Origin of the sequence: Lederbergia graminis, from assembly GCF_042655485.1 — a bacterium.
Taxonomy (GTDB): Bacteria; Bacillota; Bacilli; order Bacillales; family Bacillaceae_C; genus Lederbergia; species Lederbergia graminis.
Genome location: NZ_JBHSMC010000010.1, coordinates 149,133 through 167,004 on the forward strand (window position 1 = coordinate 149,133; position 17,872 = coordinate 167,004).

The 17,872-nt window shown below is 38.2% G+C and carries 21 protein-coding genes and 1 pseudogene; 19 read left to right on the forward strand and 3 right to left on the reverse strand.

The features are described 5' to 3' along the window. Nucleotides 1-62: 62 nt before the first annotated feature. The 3 genes from ACFPM4_RS07870 to ACFPM4_RS07880 form a co-directional block, all read right to left on the reverse strand. Nucleotides 63-551 (reverse strand): CBO0543 family protein, encoded by a 489-nt coding sequence (locus ACFPM4_RS07870; protein ID WP_382349848.1) that lies wholly within the window; start codon nucleotides 549-551, stop codon nucleotides 63-65. 61 nt (nucleotides 552-612) lie between these two features. Beyond that, nucleotides 613-948, reverse strand: coding sequence for a L,D-transpeptidase (locus tag ACFPM4_RS07875; protein WP_382349908.1), 336 nt, complete (start codon nucleotides 946-948; stop codon nucleotides 613-615). A gap of 50 nt (nucleotides 949-998) precedes the next feature. After that, the gene (locus ACFPM4_RS07880) at nucleotides 999-1,505 is read right to left on the reverse strand and encodes a spore coat protein (protein ID WP_382349856.1); all 507 of its coding nucleotides are present in this window, start codon (nucleotides 1,503-1,505) and stop codon (nucleotides 999-1,001) included. 430 nt (nucleotides 1,506-1,935) lie between these two features. Here ACFPM4_RS07880 and ACFPM4_RS07885 point away from each other — a divergent pair, with 430 nt between their 5' ends. From ACFPM4_RS07885 to ACFPM4_RS07975, 19 genes and pseudogenes are all read left to right on the forward strand, one after another. Then, nucleotides 1,936-3,078: a sensor histidine kinase gene (locus ACFPM4_RS07885; RefSeq protein ID WP_144927307.1), complete on the forward strand. Its 1,143-nt coding sequence runs from the start codon at nucleotides 1,936-1,938 to the stop codon at nucleotides 3,076-3,078. A 43-nt stretch (nucleotides 3,079-3,121) separates the two neighbouring features. Further along, the gene (locus tag ACFPM4_RS07890) at nucleotides 3,122-3,802 is read left to right on the forward strand and encodes a response regulator (protein ID WP_144927304.1); all 681 of its coding nucleotides are present in this window, start codon (nucleotides 3,122-3,124) and stop codon (nucleotides 3,800-3,802) included. 128 nt (nucleotides 3,803-3,930) lie between these two features. After that, nucleotides 3,931-4,773: a DegV family protein gene (locus ACFPM4_RS07895; protein ID WP_382349861.1), complete on the forward strand. Its 843-nt coding sequence runs from the start codon at nucleotides 3,931-3,933 to the stop codon at nucleotides 4,771-4,773. A gap of 66 nt (nucleotides 4,774-4,839) precedes the next feature. Continuing rightward, complete coding sequence (locus tag ACFPM4_RS07900; protein ID WP_382349864.1) at nucleotides 4,840-6,243, forward strand: ATP-dependent helicase ComFA; 1,404 nt, start codon at nucleotides 4,840-4,842, stop codon at nucleotides 6,241-6,243. Next, on the forward strand, nucleotides 6,236-6,928 hold the full coding sequence (locus ACFPM4_RS07905) for a ComF family protein (RefSeq protein WP_382349867.1): 693 nt from the start codon (nucleotides 6,236-6,238) through the stop codon (nucleotides 6,926-6,928). The genes ACFPM4_RS07900 and ACFPM4_RS07905 overlap by 8 nt, the downstream gene beginning before the upstream one ends. A gap of 66 nt (nucleotides 6,929-6,994) precedes the next feature. Beyond that, nucleotides 6,995-7,390 carry a TIGR03826 family flagellar region protein gene (locus ACFPM4_RS07910; protein WP_382349870.1) on the forward strand — a complete coding sequence of 132 codons (396 nt, stop codon included), beginning with the start codon at nucleotides 6,995-6,997 and terminating at the stop codon, nucleotides 7,388-7,390. Between the two features lie 105 nt (nucleotides 7,391-7,495). Further along, a complete protein-coding gene (gene flgM / locus ACFPM4_RS07915; RefSeq protein ID WP_144921518.1) occupies nucleotides 7,496-7,750 on the forward strand; it encodes a flagellar biosynthesis anti-sigma factor FlgM in 255 nt (84 codons plus the stop codon). A gap of 185 nt (nucleotides 7,751-7,935) precedes the next feature. Continuing rightward, entirely contained in the window at nucleotides 7,936-10,188 is a 2,253-nt protein-coding gene (locus ACFPM4_RS07920; protein ID WP_382349874.1) for a hypothetical protein, read from the forward strand. Next, on the forward strand, nucleotides 10,185-10,484 hold the full coding sequence (locus ACFPM4_RS07925) for an EscU/YscU/HrcU family type III secretion system export apparatus switch protein (protein WP_144921523.1): 300 nt from the start codon (nucleotides 10,185-10,187) through the stop codon (nucleotides 10,482-10,484). Before ACFPM4_RS07920 ends, ACFPM4_RS07925 begins: the two co-directional genes overlap by 4 nt. Nucleotides 10,485-10,569: 85 nt before the next feature. Continuing rightward, nucleotides 10,570-10,998 (forward strand): flagellar export chaperone FliS, encoded by a 429-nt coding sequence (gene fliS / locus ACFPM4_RS07930; RefSeq protein ID WP_382349878.1) that lies wholly within the window; start codon nucleotides 10,570-10,572, stop codon nucleotides 10,996-10,998. 14 nt (nucleotides 10,999-11,012) lie between these two features. Next, nucleotides 11,013-12,806 carry a flagellin N-terminal helical domain-containing protein gene (locus tag ACFPM4_RS07935; RefSeq protein ID WP_382349881.1) on the forward strand — a complete coding sequence of 598 codons (1,794 nt, stop codon included), beginning with the start codon at nucleotides 11,013-11,015 and terminating at the stop codon, nucleotides 12,804-12,806. A gap of 108 nt (nucleotides 12,807-12,914) precedes the next feature. Continuing rightward, entirely contained in the window at nucleotides 12,915-13,352 is a 438-nt protein-coding gene (locus tag ACFPM4_RS07940) for a YaaR family protein (RefSeq protein WP_382349884.1), read from the forward strand. 45 nt (nucleotides 13,353-13,397) lie between these two features. Next, nucleotides 13,398-13,883, forward strand: coding sequence for a flagellar protein FlgN (locus tag ACFPM4_RS07945; RefSeq protein ID WP_382349887.1), 486 nt, complete (start codon nucleotides 13,398-13,400; stop codon nucleotides 13,881-13,883). 18 nt (nucleotides 13,884-13,901) lie between these two features. Continuing rightward, the gene (gene flgK / locus ACFPM4_RS07950; RefSeq protein ID WP_382349890.1) at nucleotides 13,902-15,386 is read left to right on the forward strand and encodes a flagellar hook-associated protein FlgK; all 1,485 of its coding nucleotides are present in this window, start codon (nucleotides 13,902-13,904) and stop codon (nucleotides 15,384-15,386) included. Between the two features lie 13 nt (nucleotides 15,387-15,399). Next, the gene (gene flgL / locus ACFPM4_RS07955; protein ID WP_382349893.1) at nucleotides 15,400-16,275 is read left to right on the forward strand and encodes a flagellar hook-associated protein FlgL; all 876 of its coding nucleotides are present in this window, start codon (nucleotides 15,400-15,402) and stop codon (nucleotides 16,273-16,275) included. A gap of 53 nt (nucleotides 16,276-16,328) precedes the next feature. Continuing rightward, nucleotides 16,329-16,883, forward strand: coding sequence for a DUF6470 family protein (locus ACFPM4_RS07960; protein WP_382349896.1), 555 nt, complete (start codon nucleotides 16,329-16,331; stop codon nucleotides 16,881-16,883). 15 nt (nucleotides 16,884-16,898) lie between these two features. Further along, on the forward strand, nucleotides 16,899-17,336 hold the full coding sequence (gene fliW, locus ACFPM4_RS07965) for a flagellar assembly protein FliW (protein ID WP_382349899.1): 438 nt from the start codon (nucleotides 16,899-16,901) through the stop codon (nucleotides 17,334-17,336). Between the two features lie 4 nt (nucleotides 17,337-17,340). Next, nucleotides 17,341-17,568 (forward strand): carbon storage regulator CsrA, encoded by a 228-nt coding sequence (gene csrA / locus ACFPM4_RS07970; RefSeq protein ID WP_382349902.1) that lies wholly within the window; start codon nucleotides 17,341-17,343, stop codon nucleotides 17,566-17,568. A gap of 200 nt (nucleotides 17,569-17,768) precedes the next feature. Then, nucleotides 17,769-17,872, forward strand: a pseudogene (locus ACFPM4_RS07975) (flagellin); the annotation flags it as partial.

Consider the following 17,872-nt stretch of genomic DNA (forward strand, 5'->3'; position numbering starts at 1 on the left):
TAATAGTCACTGTCTTTATCGAGGGGATGAGGGTTATAGGAATGAAAAAAGAGTAGTTGATTCTACTCTTTCGTAAATGTACCAAATTTAAAATACCATTTGTGGTAAAGATGGGATATATAGTAAGTTATCCAAATCGTAATAAAACTCCAGTACCATCTCCATTTATGGTAATTGATTAATTTTGTATACCTAACTGCAAATGCTTCAAAAGCTGTAATAATCCCTGTATGGAAGAAATAATATAGAAACTTTTTAATGGCATTCTTCCTTTCTGGGTAATATAAATTAAATAACGCGCATAAAGCAGGGTACACAAAGTATTCAAATGTAAAACTAGACTTAATTGCTTTTTTAAAGAACAGTCGTTGCGGGTATGATATCAGATTTTTCTCTACTACAAGTAATCCGAATATCCATGTAATCACATGCTTAAACATAAAAGCTACTTGTGCTTCTCGCATTCTTTTTTTCGGCACAAATTTTATAAGTAATAAGATAGTAGCGATCCATGCACCCACTTCAATTGATTTTTCCAATTTATATCGCAATGCCATTCACCTCTATAGATATAGAATGACAAAAAACAAAGTTTATATTCATAATAGTTTTTTATTTGTGAATGACAACGTCTGTGCCTATAGAGACCCTAGAAGATAAATCTAATACATCCTGATTGTACATTCTGATACATCCAGCAGACACATTCTTCCCAATAGAGGCAGGATTATTAGTTCCATGTATCCCATAATGAGGTTTGGATAGTCCCATCCAAAAGGCTCCATATGGCCCACCAGGATTCTGTTGTTTATTGATGATCTTATATGATCCAGTTGGTGTCGGTGTTAACATTTTTCCAAGTGCAATAGGGTATGTTTTGATCAGCTTTGATCCATCAAAAAGTTTTAATTCGTGCTTTAAGGTAGATACATTAATCCATTTAACCAATTTCAACATCTCGATTCTAATGAAATAAGAATACCAGGTTGTACTGGCTATTAAAATTGTTGAGAGAGAGCTTTATTTGCAAGGTTCATATCATTTTGGAGTAATTCCCTTAAATTATAAGAAGGATAAAAACCTTTATCATACATATATTTATATATTTGACCATGTAGATCAATTGCTGCCATTAATTGTTTTGTTAATACCTCTCTAAGGGAGGGGGTAGCTGTTTCTGTAATGGCAATAGAATAATTTCTTACCGAGGTTTTAAATAAGCCTAAAAGATCCCCAGAAAAAAATGGTAGGTAATCTTTACGTTCATCTAAAAGTCGATCGGTAGTTGGAGCTAAAGGATAAAATTTTAGCAACTCTTGAAGGTTATTACTTATACCAGCTATCGATTTTTTGTACAACTGTTTTAAAGTTGGATCCGTAATGCTGGGAAAAGTTTTTTTAAGTCTCATTAAACCAATTGCTTGAAAAGCAACTAGCTCGTGTATTTCTAAAGTTTCATGCCAAGCAAGATGGCTGTGATTTGCATAAGAATAATTTGGGGTCATGATGTTCCTCCTGAAATAAAGTTTTGAATAACCTATTCAAGAATTCCTCATTTGGTGATTTACCTAGTTAGAAAAAAGCAAATTGGCAAATAGTTTAGATTTATTACTATTAAATTTCAAAGCTATCACATTTTCACCGTTAGGCTTTTTAATCTGTAAATTTTGATATAATATATAGATGCAATACGTAATAAATAAGGATTTTAAGTGAGAAATGTATGTTATAATATGGAAGGTGAAGTAGATTATACAGAATAGGTCTTTTTGCTAATGTCTAGGAAATAAGTCTGTATGGTCGTAATCGTTTTCTATTCTATTATTAGTCTATTCGAATTGTTTTTTCGAAAATGAATCTCTAAAAATAGGTGAATTGTATATATTCAGGTACAATAAATTTAATCCGTAAGGGAGGGTATCCCCTGAGGGAAGCATGCCATTACGAAAGTTAGACGTAAAATCACTAGATTATATAGTGGAACAAATGATTAGTACGGTTGAACAAAGTAAGAGTGAAGTTTTCCGTATAGGGGAACAATGCCGGCACGATCATGATGCATTAATTGCAGAATTAAAAGAAATAAAAGAACAAGTCCATCATGTCATTCATGAAGGTGATAAATTAGAAAGTCAGGCGAGATTAGCTAGAAAAAGACTTTCCGAAGTAAGTAAAAACTTCCAGGCTTATTCGGAAGAGGATGTACGCAATGTGTATGAAAAAGCACATGAATTGCAAACAAAACATATGGTGAACAGCCAACTTGAAAAACAACTACGTCTTCGTCGTGACGAATTAGAACGCCGGTTACTAGCTCTACAAGAAACAATTGACCGTGCGGAAGTGTTAGTTTCTCAAATAACCGTCATCTCTAATTATCTTGTAAGTGACATTAAGGGAATTGGAGAGGCTTTAGAAGATGCAAAAATGAGACAAGACTTTGGCCTTCGGATTATTGAAGCCCAAGAAGAAGAACGGAAAAGAATATCACGAGAAATCCATGATGGTCCAGCACAATTACTAGCAAATGTGCTTATCCGTTCAGATATCGCAGCGAAAGTACATCAGGAAAGTGGTCCAGAACAATCACTTGCCGAGATTCGTAGTTTAAAAGAAATGATTCGCTCAGCATTATACGAAGTGCGTCGCATCATTTACGATTTACGACCGATGGCATTAGATGACCTGGGGCTTGTACCAACGCTACAAAAATATTTAGCTACTATCGAAGAGTATCATAAAGTAATTAAGATTGATTTTATTCATATTGGAGAAGATAAGAGACTACCTCAAAAATATGAAGTTGCACTGTTCCGACTCATTCAAGAATCGGTACAGAATGCAATTAAACACGCAAATGCTAGTTTAATTAAAGTGAAACTAGAAATGTGCTCAGAAAACCTTTCCGTCATAGTTCAGGATAACGGTATTGGTTTTGACCCTAACTTGAAAAAAGATGGCTCATTTGGGTTAATGGGAATGAGAGAACGGGTAGTAATTCTTGAAGGTGTTCTGGCGATTGATTCGAAAGAAAATAAAGGAACAACGATTAAGATCCAGATACCTTTAATAGATTAATATTCAATTATTAATATACCTAGGTACGGGGGGAGTAAAAAAAATGACAACTAAAATCGTGATTATCGATGATCATCAATTATTTCGTGAAGGTGTAAAAAGAATACTAGAATTTGAAAAGTCTTTCTCTGTTGTAGCTGAAGGGGATGACGGTAGTGTTGCAACACAATTAGTGGAAAAATATAATCCGGACGTTGTTCTTTTAGATATTAACATGAAAACAACAAACGGAATTGAAGCAACAAGACAATTAGTGGAAGCAAATCCAGAAACAAAAGTGATGATCCTTTCAATCCATGATGATGAAGCATATGTTACACATGCCTTAAAAACAGGTGCATCTGGATATATGTTAAAAGAAATGGATTCAGATGAATTAATAGAAGCGGTGAAAGTAGTAGCGGATGGCGGATCATACATCCACCCGAAAATTACACACAAATTAATCAATGAATACCGCAGAATTGCGAATCAACATACACATGGTCGTGGTTATCAACAACCAGAAGTACAAGTACCACTACACTTATTAACAAGTAGAGAATGTGAAGTACTACAATTACTAGCAGATGGTAAAAGCAACCGCTCCATTGGTGAAGCACTTTTCATCAGTGAAAAAACAGTTAAAAACCATGTAAGTAATATTTTACAAAAAATGAATGTAAACGACCGTACGCAAGCAGTTGTAACAGCCATTAAAAATGGTTGGGTAGAAGTACGCTAAAGAATAGGGGGAATTCTCCTATTCTTTTTTACGTTTTATTACATAAATATGTAAAGACTTTTCAAATGCTATGTAATTAGATAGAATGAAAGGACAAGTGTTAGAATATAAGATTGAGGGTGAAGAAGATGAAGACGGTAGTAGTGACCGATAGTACTTCATACATACCTAAACACATTCGGGAAAATCTTAATATACATATGATTCCATTAAGTGTTGTCATTAACGGCGAGACATATCGCGAAGAAGTTGATTTAAATGTTTCAGATTTTTATGATGCAGTAAAATCGATTGAAACACTTCCTACGACTACACAACCACCAATTGGTGAGTTTGAACAATTATATTCAAAACTAGCGGAAGAGTATGATGCCATTATTAGTATTCATCTTTCGAGTGGGATTAGTGGTACATATCAAGGAGCAGTTGCCGCTGCAGAAATGGCAGAGAATGTAAGGGTATACACGTATGATTCTGAAATTAGTTGTATGGCACAAGGCTTCTATGTACTAGAGGCAGCGTCTATGGCGCAAGCAGGTAAAACTCCAGAGGAAATTATCCCGCGTTTAGATGAATTAAAAGCGGAGATGAGTGCGTATTTTATGGTAGATGATTTATCCCATCTGCAACGTGGTGGTAGACTTTCAAGTGCGCAAGCTGTTATTGGAAGTCTTTTAAATATTAAACCATTACTTCATTTCCAGGATAAAGTGATAGTTCCTTTTGAGAAGATCCGAACTCGTAAAAAAGCGATGAAGCGGATTGTTGACTTACTCGCGGAAGATGTAGAGAAAGGGAAGTTCTTACGTGCTACCATTATTCACGCCAATCGTGTGCAGGAAGCAGCAGATTGGAAGGCAGAATTAGCGGTACAATTCCCAACTGTTGATTTTAGTATTAGTTATTTCGGTCCTGTCATTGGTACCCATTTAGGGGAAGGTTCGATGGGGATGGCTTGGACGATTAAATAAAAAACATCTTAAAGGGTTGTCTTCTTGGAGACGGCCCTTTTCCTATAAACTATATGAGGTGATATTTTGAAAGAAAGAAAATTAACTCCAATCACACCTTCCTCATCGCTAGATCTCTCCACTTATCTCTCCGGTCGTTCGCTTCTTGCTAGTGAGATTCCTTATCCAGAAGAGAAACTTCAAAAGGCTGAACATGTTCATGTTAGCCCTGGGCTTACGAAAAAGGCGAATAGTTGGCAGTGTAATCGTTGTGGAAATAGCAAGCAACGGTTATTTGGGAATTTTCCTTGTGCTAATTGTCATCAAGAGGAAGGATGCTATTATTGTAGGAGCTGTATCATGATGGGCAGGGTTTCTTCCTGTACACCCTTGTATCAGTGGGCTGGTCCAGCACTGGAAATAGTACCGGCTTCCCATCTTGTCTGGGACGGTGAACTATCAGAGGGACAACAATATGCATCTGATGAAGCTGTTCGCGCTGTAGAAACCGCTTCTGAACTGCTTGTGTGGGCAGTTTGTGGTGCAGGTAAAACGGAAGTGCTCTTTCAAGCGATTGATAAAGCATTACAGTTAGGAAAAAGGATTTGTATTGCTACCCCAAGAACTGATGTCGTATTAGAATTAGCTCCTCGTTTTAAGAAAGTGTTTCCTACAATCTCAGTAGCTGCTCTTTATGGAGGCAGTGAAGACCGTCATTTATTTGCTCCTCTCACCATTTCCACGACTCACCAACTTTTCCGATTTAAAGATGCTTTCGATGTAATGGTAGTCGATGAGGTTGATGCTTTTCCGTTTTCATATGATGAAAATTTACAATGGGCAGTCGAAAAAGCAACAAAGCAAATTGGCACCCGTATATTTCTAACTGCGACTCCAAGTGAAAAATGGCAACATGAATGTACGCAAGGTAAACGTCCCCATGTGAAAATTCCTGCTCGTTTCCATCGCCATCCACTTCCACTTCCAACATTTAAATGGACTGGAAACTGGGAGAAACAACTTCGAAAAGGCCGCATTCCAGCACCAATTGCAAAGTGGGTACAACAACGAAAAGACAGCGGAAAACAAGCACTGCTTTTCCTCCCAAACATTGAATTAATGGACCAAGTTCTTCCCTTATTTGAAAAACTAAATCCGAGTATTGCTGCGGTCCATTCCGAAGATCCGGAGCGGAAAGAAAAAGTAGTGAAGATGCGCCGCAATGAAATCTCTCTTTTACTAACGACGACAATTTTAGAAAGAGGGGTAACATTTCCGAATATTGATGTTGCCGTTATTGGTGCGGAAGACGATATTTTCACGGAAGCCGCACTCGTGCAAATTGCAGGTCGAGTAGGAAGAAGTGTGGATTTTCCCACCGGAAATATAACGTTTTTTCATTTTGGCAGATCGAGGGCAATGCTACGCGCTTTATTTCATATTGACCTGATGAATAAAACGGCAAGAAAGCAGGGATTAATCGATGAATAGTCATTGCCTATATTGTGATTCCTTTATACAAGGGCAAGTATCATGGATGACATTTCTATTTCCAACAGACGAACCAACATTGTGCAGCACTTGTTTACGACAATTACATGTAATAGAAGGAAAGCGATGTGATATATGTTCTCGTAGCCTTGAAAATTTAAAAACAGAGTACATCGAAGATAATACATGTTTGGATTGTATACGTTGGAGTAAGCAAGGGGAAGTATTAGAGAAAAATATCTCCCTGTACCATTACAATGATTTTATGAAAGAGTTAATGGCGAAATTTAAGTTTCGCGGTGACTATGAATTAGGAAAAGTGTTTGTACCAGCAATTCGGAAGGCGCTGAAAAAAATGGAATATGACATGCTTGTACCAATACCGCTAAGTAGGACGCGACTGAAAGAAAGAGGTTTTAATCAAGCAGCGGCAATTGGACAACTGGCTGGCTTTGAAATATACGATGTGTTAGAACGACACCATTCCGAAAAACAATCGAAGAAAACAAGAAGGGAAAGGTTACAGCAATCAAGCATTTTTACATTAATAAGAGGTGAAGTAAGTGGAAAGCAAATTCTCCTGATTGACGATATTTACACAACAGGGACAACGTTGCGACATGCAGCAAAAACATTGAAAGATGCGGGTGCAAAAAATATTCAAGCTATAACGATTGCGAGATAGTGAAAAAATAAAAGAAATAGCCGATATAAAGGATAGGATCATTGGATGCAAAGGAGCGTTCTTAAAATGGATTTGTCAAACTGTCCAAAGTGCGGCGAAATTTTTGTGAAAAACGCTGTTAGGGAAATGTGTGAAAAGTGTTTTCGTGAGGAAGAAAAACTATTCCAGAAAGTATATACTTTTTTAAAGAAACGAGAAAATAGAGCTGCAACAATTGAAACCGTCGTAAAAGCTAACGATGTGGAAGCAGAATTACTATATAAATGGATTAAAAAGGGAAAACTTCATACGACGCTTTTTCCAAATATGGGTTATCCTTGTGATAATTGTGGAACAATAATTACGAAGGGCAAGCTTTGTGATAAATGTTCGAATACAATTACAAGTGAATTAGCAATATTTGAAGAAGAAAAAGAGCGAATGGAGAAGCTACATAGAAGCACGTACCACTCGCAGAAATAGTCGAAAATTGAAGAAAGGTTCTTTGATGATGTGACTAAACATTTATTACAAGCAACCGATAAAAAGAGTACAAGGTAATTTTGGACGGATTGAAGGAGTGAGAATATGAAGATCAATCCTTTTCGACATGTGGATATGAACCCATATAAAAAGCAAATCAATAAAGTTGAACAACCACAAGTAACTGGAAAAAAGGATAAGGTGGAGATTTCATCAGAAGCGAAAGAAATGATGCAAGTTTCCTCTGTTGTGAAAGAACGCGAAGCTCGTGTTGCTGAGTTGAAGAACCAAGTTCAAAGTGGTAACTATAAACCAGACCCAAAAGCAATAGCCAAAGGGATTGCAAATTTTTATAAGTAAATAGATAAGGAACGGATTCGATGATTGCTCAAGGATGAGCAGCCATGTAAGCAGCAAAGGCCAAGATAGTTGGTCTTATTTGCTGAGCTTACTTTTTGAGAATCTGACCTGTAGGAATGTACCCTGCAAGGCGGTTGCAGACAAGGTATATTCCTTTTTTATTTTGATCAAAAGGTGTGAAAACCATGATTATACAAAACCAAACTCAATCTACAAAAATAGCACAGACCCCACAGCCAGTGAAAACTGGAACGACTCATCAAGCGACTGTAGTCGAAAAACTACCAAATGATGAAGCAATAGTACAAATGAAGGGTCAGGATGTCCGTGTGAAGGTGGAGGGGGAACTACCTGCTTCCGGAAGAGTCATGTTGCAAATAAAAGATGCTTCACAGGATATGCCTGTTGTTAAGGTAATACCTTCACCTGTATCAAAGGAACAAGCGACAAAACCAACTCCTGCATTACCAGAAAATCTAAAACAAGTTGTACAACTATTACAGGACAATAAAGTTCCGATATCACGAGAAATGCTTCAGCAAATAAAAACGTTTCTTGACAAGACACCTAACGCAACTGCACAACAGCTTGAAACAATCACTCGGATGGTGCAAAAGAAACTTGATTTTACACCAACGCAAATGAAGGCAGTGCATGAAGCGTTACACGGAAATAAGCTGGGAGCTGTTTTACAAGATTTACTAACAGACATGGATTCGGATTTCCATGTACAACAAACAAAGCCGAATGAGTCCTCTCGTGTTGTTGCATTGCTGAGTAAGCTTGAACAAGTTGTTGCTGAACCAGCAAAATTGCAAGCTATCCAGCAGTTACTAAATCAAGCGACAAAGGGAGAGAGCGTCGATAAAATTGCTAAAGCAATCATGAATCAATTTACTCATGAATTAAAGGGAAATCCAGAGCTAGCGAGAGAAGTGGCTGCCATCATTAAAGAAGCATCTGCTTCAAAACCAAGTGCCATTACCATTCAACTTTCTGGATCTGAAGCTACTTTAGCGAAAGAAGATTCTCCTTTACAAGCAATGCTGAAGCAAGCGATGCAACAAATAAAATCGGGTCCAGATTTGCAAAAAGTTATTCAATTGATAAAAAATGGACTCGAGCAAGTAGAACTACCTGCAAATGAAAAGCTGCATATCCAAACTGCTCTTTCCCAAGCGGAGCAACTACAAGGACTCGGAAAAGAATTAGCAGCTCGCCAGCAATTGGCTCAAGCGGTTAGTAAGGTAGAAGTACCACAAGCACCGGCTCCAGAAGCTGGACAAGCAGAATCGTCTTATCGCTTGAGTAGTGATCTTTTAGCAAGTATTCCTATTCAATCACGGGATATTCTCGTCACAACGATAACGAAGAAACTGTCCCAAGCTGCAATTGACTTTAAAGCAGTGCAGCGCGATATTACCAATTCACTGCGGACGGCTGAGAGCTTAATTCGTCAGGCACCAATTCAAGCGCGGCCTTCACTCGAATCCGCAATAAAACAGTTAGATAACGCGATTTTAAAAAGTGACTTTATGTTATATACCGATATGAAAACAGAGAAACAACTTCTTCAAGCTAGTTCGCAACTTCATGAAGCACGGAAATTACTAAATAGAGGAGAACGCGGACAAGCGAGTGAAATCATTCATCAAGTAAGGCAAACAGTGGAGAAAATCATGTTCCAACCTTCCGACCAACGAGTAAAACATTTTGTATCAGACGAATTAATGAAGTTAGAAGAAATCCCATTAGCGAAGCAACTATCACGATCCATTGAAGAACCATTACAAACGTTAAGAAGTGAACCTACTGCTAGAAATACGCTCGAGTATGTCCGTAGCCTTGGGTTAATGCGTGATTCTGATATTGCACATCGTTTAGTTGCTGGGGATGGAAGTAAAGCAGAAACAGATGCATCATTAAAAAGTACATTGATGAAACTGATTCAAGCAGAAGGAAATAGTACTGCAGGTCAAAGGGCAGAACAAGCATTACAAAATATTACTGGTCAACAATTATTAAGTAAAAGTGATGCAAGTGGTTTACAGACGATGCTATTTTCGCTGCCAATTGTTTTACGTGACCAAGTGGAAAATGTAAAAGTATTTTTAAAATCACAAAGCAATCATCAAAAGATAGATTGGGAGAATTGTAGTTTATACTTTCTCCTCGAAACAAAAAGGATGGGGGATGTCGGCATTATGCTGACAGCTGTTGACCGCAACTTATCAATTACCATTAAAAATGATAGCGAGCAATTTCAGGAACGGATTACTCCTCTTGCTGAAAAAGCGAAAGAAAGGCTAGAAGACATCGGCTATCACATTGGTAAAATCCAATTCAGTCATTTAACCGAAGTAGAAAAAATACAAGAAACAAAACCAGAAAAAAAGCAGCCAACATTCACAGAAAGAGGGTACGATTTTACCGTATGATACCAAACTACTATAATCAAAAAAATCGTCGTCTCAAGAATGGACCTTCTGCAGCTGTCATTCGCTATGATGAGGCAGAAGGGCAAGCACCAACCGTTGTTGCCCAAGGAACAGGAGCAGTGGCAACGAAAATAATGGCGCTCGCCAAACAACATGGCATCCAAATGCAAGAGGATGAAAGTCTCGTAGGCCAGCTGCTAGATATTGATCTCGGGAGCAATGTTCCACCACAGCTTTATTCTGTGATTGCGGAGATATTACTGCTGTTGGAAGAAATGGACCGGAAACACCGCTAAGAGATTTATTACTAATGGATTTTCAAAAATAACAGTAAAAAAAATGTCGAAATAACCGATATGTAATATGAATGGAGGAAGACGTATGGACTTTTTAACAAAAGAATTAATCTATCAGAAGACGCCGCAGCAAATCACTGCGCTCCTCTATGAAGCAGGTATCGCTAAATTAGCGGAAGCAATTAAACAAATAGAAGCAAACCAACCACTTGCTGCAAATGAAAACTTGCAAAAAGTGAATGATATTATTGAACGTCTCGGTGCTGGAATTAACTATGAGGCCGGCATTATAGCCGATCAACTAGACACTTTATACAATTACATGGCAAACCAAGTAGTAGTAGGTAACTTAAAGAAAGATGTATCGATCTTACAAGAGGTCCTACAAATTATGGAAGATATCGCAAGTGCATGGAACGAAGCGATGGCATCCGGAAATCAAGATGCACAAAAGGCATTACATAAAAAGACAAGTGCGTATGAACAAAATGTGAAGGTGCTAACTCGCGACTAGGGGGAAAAGAAAAGATGAGAATTAATCATAATATCCAAGCGTTAAACGCTTATCGAAATCTATCACAAACAATGGCAGCTACATCGAAAAGCCTAGAAAAGCTATCATCTGGATTACGAATTAATCGCGCAGCTGATGATGCAGCTGGTCTAGCAATCTCTGAAAAAATGCGCTCGCAAATTCGTGGACTTAATATGGCAGAGCGCAATGCCCTTGATGCTGTATCACTTATCCAAACGGCAGAAGGCGCATTAAATGAAACTCACTCGATTTTACAAAGAATGCGTGAACTGAGTGTTCAAGCAGCAAACGGAACATTAGAAGATGCCGACCGTGCAGCAATTCAAAACGAAATCGACCAATTAACATATGAGATTGACCGTATCGCAGACACTACACAATTCAACCAAAAGAAATTATTCAGTGGAGACGAAGCTGGTAGAGCATTTGCGGAAATTAGCACTAATAAAATTCCATACGACGGAAATGGTGTATGGAAGGGACAAGTTACAGCTGCTCCGACTTCACCTGCGAAGGTTGATGTTGAGTTTACTAGTGATTTAGGGAAATTAACTGCAGCTAATCTGGAAGGGAAAACCTTTACTATTAATGGTAAAACGTATGAAATTGATATGTCTGGTGGAACTTCACCGGGCATAACCCTAGGAAATATTGCTGTTAATATTACTACTTGGAATGATAATGCAACTACGGATGCTGCTGTTATAGCTAATATGAATCGCTTAGTAGGTCAACTTGCATCAGCAATTAGAGATAATGATCCAGATTTTACTGCAACACCTAAAAATGCTACATCAACTGGAGTTGGAACTGATGGTATTGTAAACAGCGCTGTTTTATCTTTACAGTCAGTGAAACCAATGTCCGCAAAAGATATTACGAATATGCCAGGAAACAATGAGAATATCTCTACAACCGTTGGAAATAGTGTGAAGTTTACTAATCCATATACTAATATAACAACTAATAAATTCAGTGCAGATCCTGACGCGTTACTTTCTGAAAGCTTCAACATTGAATTTTCAGAGCTACCAAAGCCTGGTGACACATTGAAAATTGATGGACTTACGATTACATTTGGTCAGCCAGCATCTAATTATGCGAATGGTGCGGCAAGGATTGATGTAACAGGTAAGGATATTCCGACTGTTCTAAATGAAATTGTCGGAGTATTAGATAGTGCTGTAAAAGATACAGCTCGTAATCCAGTAGCCGCATTAAGCCCTGTTTATTCTGTAAGTGGTACGTCTTTAACATTAGGTACAAACAAAACAGATGATGGTGCAAATAATGGTCTAGATATTGAATTGAAAGACAGCGACTTTGATGTGAATCGTGGAAAAGATCTTAGTCTACAATTCCAAATCGGTGCTAACAGTTCGGAGTCATTAGAAATTAACTTAGCTGTAATGGATGCAGCGAATCTTGGTATTGGATTCAATGCGGATGGTACACCTGCAGTAGTTGGAGTAAATGCTTCAAAAGGTGTTGATGTTAGCACAGAAACAAGTGCTCGTGCTGCAATCAATCTAATTGATGCTGCGATTAGTAAAGTTTCTGAACAACGTTCCGTACTTGGTGCTTATCAAAACCGCCTAGAGCATACTGTTACGAACTTACAAACAGCAAACGAAAACTTAACAGCTGCTGAATCACGTATTCGCGACCTTGATATGGCGCTAGAAATGTCCAACTTCACGAAGAGTAATATCTTAAACCAAGCAGGACAAGCGATGCTAGCTCAAGCAAATCAGTTGCCACAAGGAATCTTACAATTACTACAATAATGATGTATAGGGGTGACTCTATTTTGACATTGAGCCACCCCTAAATTCTTTCTTATCGTTTTCATGTGATAAAATAAAAAGCAATATTTTAAAGACGGAGTGATCTTCATGGATGTGCGTAGAATTGAAAAAGCCGGAATCAATAATGTGCAACGTAAGGAACAAGTAGCCACGGATTCCGTTAAGTTTTCCGAAGTGATGGCGAAAGGCCGAGAAAACATTGTTTATGAACGGATGGCACAATTACGCATCGATATTGAACAGCAAGGCCAGAAACTTGCCAAATCACAAACTATTGAAGATTTTAAAAAGTACAAGCAGCTCGTGAAGTCCTTTATGGAAGACGCTGTCGGCAGTGGATTGCAACTGGAAGAGCAACGCGGACTTGATTGGCGTGGACGAACGAAAGTATATAAAATCGTCAAAGAAGTAGATAAGAAATTAATTGATTTGGCAAATACTGTCCTTGACAAAGAGCAAAGAGGCTTAGATATTCTGGCACTCGTAGGCGAAATCCAAGGATTACTGATTAATATTTACGCTTAATAATAAGCTGATTTTGTCGATATAAAAATATAGGAGGGTCACTGGATGACGACCCAAACATTAATTACTGCAATGGGAAAATTGCTAGAATTACACAAAGAGCTTTTACAAACAGCAAATGAAAAAACAACTGCATTGAAAAATAATGATGTCGAAGAGCTAACAAAAATTCTTCGTACAGAGCAAAAAATAGCAGCAAGTATTCAAATTACGAATAATAAACGTCAGCAAGTAGCTGAAGTTATAGCAAAAGGCAATAAAGATGTAACGATATCAGATATTATTACGGTGCTCGAGGGAGCGGAAGGGAAAGAGCTACAGCAGTTACAAGAAGAGTTAGGAACTGTACTTGCGCAACTGAAAGATGTAAATGAACTGAACCAACAGTTGCTAAAACTCTCGCTACAATTTATTCACTTAAACCTCGATTTAATGGCACCTGAGCTAGATAATGCCAATTATACTAAAACAAGAAACGAAGCGAATGATCACCCAAATCCAGGAAAATCAATATTCGATTCTAAGGCTTAACAGAAGGGAGGAAACAAGATGCGTTCTACATTTATGGGGTTAGAAACAGCGAAACGCGGGATGTACACACAACAAAGTGCCATCCATGTAACAGGTCATAATATCGCTAATAAAAATACGCCTGGATATTCAAGACAACGTGTGCACTTTAAACAAAGTGAACCATATCCAGCAGCATCGATGAACCGTCCACAAATTCCTGGGCAAGTAGGAACAGGGGTTCATGGAGGAATCATCGAACGCATTCGCGATTCCTTTGTAGATGAACAGTTTCGCGGTGAAAATACGAAGCTTGGATATTATGAATCAATGGCAAGCTCGATTTCTAAAATGGAAGACATTATGAACGAACCGAGTGATGTCGGCTTAGCAAAAGCGATGGCACAATTTTGGCAATCATTACAAAGCTTAAGTACGAATCCGGAAAATGAAGGATCAAGACGTGTCGTCATTCAACGGGCAACATCTGTCGCAGAAACGTTCAACTATTTACATGATTCCTTAACTACGATCAAAAATGACACGAAAAAAGAATTAGATATAACAGTAAATGAAATCAATGCGCTTGCAACAGATATTGCAGCGATTAATAAGCAAATCAGTGAAATTGAGCCACATGGTTATTTACCAAATGATTTATATGATGAAAGAGATAGAATGGTAGACCAATTATCTAAGCTCGTTCCAATCGAATCAGAAAGTGTCCAATATGGCGGTAACTCGTTATCGATTGCAGAAGGTGGTCGTACCATTTCGATTACACTCAATGGTGCAAAAGTGCGACTTATTAATGATACGGAAACAAATAAACTAGAATGGGATAATACGAAGGAACATTTATTTTTAAATAATAGAGAAGTCACCTTTGATAGTTTAGGTGAAGGAAAAGGAAAGTTAGCTGCCTTATTCCATGCCCATGATGTCGATTATCCTGACATGCTTACCGACTTAGATAAGTATGCATATACATTTGCGCAAGTGTTCAATGAAGTGCATTCACAAGGACTTGATTTAAATGGGGATGCTGGACAGGCTCTATTTGATGTCGGTGCTTTACAAGGAGCGGCTGGTAGAATGAACATCATCATTACTGATCCAGCAAAAATTGCTGCTGCATTACAAGGAACGGAAAGCGGAAACGGTGGTAACGCACTGAATCTAGCAAAAATAAAAGATGCCGTTATTTCAGAAGGTGTTATTGAAGGGTTAGAAAACTTACCGCCACTCGAAATTAGATCAGGTACGATGCAATCGTTCTATGAAGGGGTTATTGGCTCCATGGCAGTAAAGGGGCAACATGCGAACCGTCTCCTATATAATACAAATGTTTTAGTAGATTCCGTAAGTCAAACTCGCAGTTCGATTAGTGAAGTGTCACTGGATGAAGAATTCTCGAATTTAATTCAGTATCAGCATGCATACTCCGCATCTGCACGAATGATTTCGGTCATTGATGAGATGCTAGAGAAAATTATTAACGGTATGGGAATTGCCGGTAGATAAGAAGGTGTAACAGATGCGCGTAACAGATAGCATGATTGCTAGAAGTGTGATGAATAATATAAATCAAAGCTACGGGCGCCTTGATCGCTTATTTGAGCAAGTGCAAACACAGAAAAAAATTTCTCGCCCTTCCGATGATCCGGTTGTTGCGATGAAGGGAATGTTTTACCGTACTAACGTTATTGAGGTTGAACAATTCAAACAAAACTTCTCAGAAGCACGTAACTGGGTGGAAACAACTGACTCTGCAATTGGGGAAGCGACTCAAGTAATGGCGCGTATCCGTGAATTAACGGTGCAAGCGAGTAATGAAACATATGATGCTTCTCAGCTCGAGGCAGTTGCGGAAGAGGTTGCACAGTTAAAAGATCATTTAAAAACAATTGCTAACTCCAAAGTGGGAGATAAGTATATTTTTAATGGAACAAATACATTAAACCCACCAATTGATGAAGCTGGAAATGTTGCATTTGGAACGGATAATGTAGAATATGAGCTTGCGAAAGGCATTATGGTCCCAGTTAATATGCAGGGAGCGAATGTATTCGGAGCTGGTGGTAGTGTATTTGCGGTACTAGATCAATTAGAATCTTCTTTACGTGCCGGTGATACGAAAGCTATCGGTGACGTGTTAGATGATCTTGATGAAAGTGCTGATAATATGATTTCAGCACGAGCTGAGCTAGGTGCACGTACAAACCGCTTAGACTTCATGGAGCAACGGATTGATAACCAAGAAATTATTGCAAAACGGATTATGTCTGATAATGAAGACGTAGAATTCGAAAAAGTATTGATGGAATTTAAAGCCCAAGAAGCTGTCCATCGTGCAGCAATGTCAGTCGGTGCTCGAATAATTCAACCGACATTAATGGACTTTTTAAGATAGAGAATAGGGTCTACCTCATCATGGGGTGACCCTTTTTTAGGAGGTGGAAGCAAATGCAAATTCCGCAAATTCGCATGCAATCTCAATTTGCGAAAATCGCTATCAATACGACACCAGCGAGACAATCAATTCAACAACCTCAAGCAGAGATGCATATTTCGCAACCAAAAGCAGAAATGAGGATTAAACAAAATCCAGGGCGATTGACGATTGACCAAACACAAGCTTGGGAAGAACTAGGTTTAAAGAGTATGAAATCATTTACGCGGGATAATACTCAAAAGGCATATAGAAAAGCGAGTGAAGCAATCTCCAAAATTGTAACCGATGGAAACGAAATGATGAATTTTCATAATGGAGTCAATGCATACGCAGAACAAGCAAGACGTCATGCAAATCCACCTCCACCAGATGTCAATATTAGATATATCCCATCGCCTTTTTCTGTAAAAGTACATTACCAACGTGGTAAAGTAGATATAAATGTACAAACAAGACAACCTATAATCAATGCACAGGCAAGTAAGCCGATCATCTCCTATCAACTAGGTGATGTAAACGTATCGTTACAACAGAAAAACAGCTTACATATTGATTTTGTAAAATAAGATGGAGTGTGACGAATGAAAATAAAAACCAAATACCATGGTGAAGTTGAAATCGCGGAAGATACAATCATTATATTTGAAAAAGGAATTCCAGGGTTCCCAGATGAAACTAAGTTCACGTTATTACCTTTACCAGATTTAACTAATATGTCCGTTATGCAATCTGTAACAACTCCTGCACTTGCGTTCGTAGTTGCAGATCCATATACACTCTTTTCTCCATATGAGTTTGCTTTAGATGACAACACAGTGGAAGAACTAGAAGTAGTAAGTCCAGAAGATGTTAGTGCACTAGTCATCTTAACAGTTCAAGATCCATTTGAAAAAAGCACTGCTAATTTACAAGCACCGATCGTGATGAATATTAAAAAGAATAAAGGTAAGCAAGTCATCCTAAACGACGAAAAATACAAAACAAAGCAGCCATTATTTGGCCAGCCTGTGAAGGGGTGATGACATGCTCGTATTGACAAGGAAAAAAGGTGAATCTATCCAAATCGGCAACGACATCGAAATCACCATCGCAGCCATCAAAGGCGATCAAGTGAAAATTGGTATCAACGCACCAAAGAATGTGGAGATTCATCGGAAAGAAGTATGGATGGAGATACAAAGTGAGAATACAGCGGCATCTGCTGAAGTAAATGATTTGTTTAGCATATTGGCAAAGGCAAAGAAGGAGTAGAAATCAAAGTATTTGGTTTCCACTCTTTTTTCTTTTTGTAAAAACGATAAAAAATTTATCGAAAACTATTAAATAAAATCGAACCATGACGATATAACTATTGAAGCGAAGAAAGAAGGGCGGCCGACCTTCCAAATCCGCAACAAAATAAACAACCATCCACAAGGAAGTGGATGACACATTCAAGGAGGAAATTGAGCATGATTATCAATCATAATATTGCGGCGTTGAACACACACCGTCAATTAGGTGCTGCAACGAATGCACAAAGCAAATCAATGGAAAAATTAGCATCAGGGCTTCG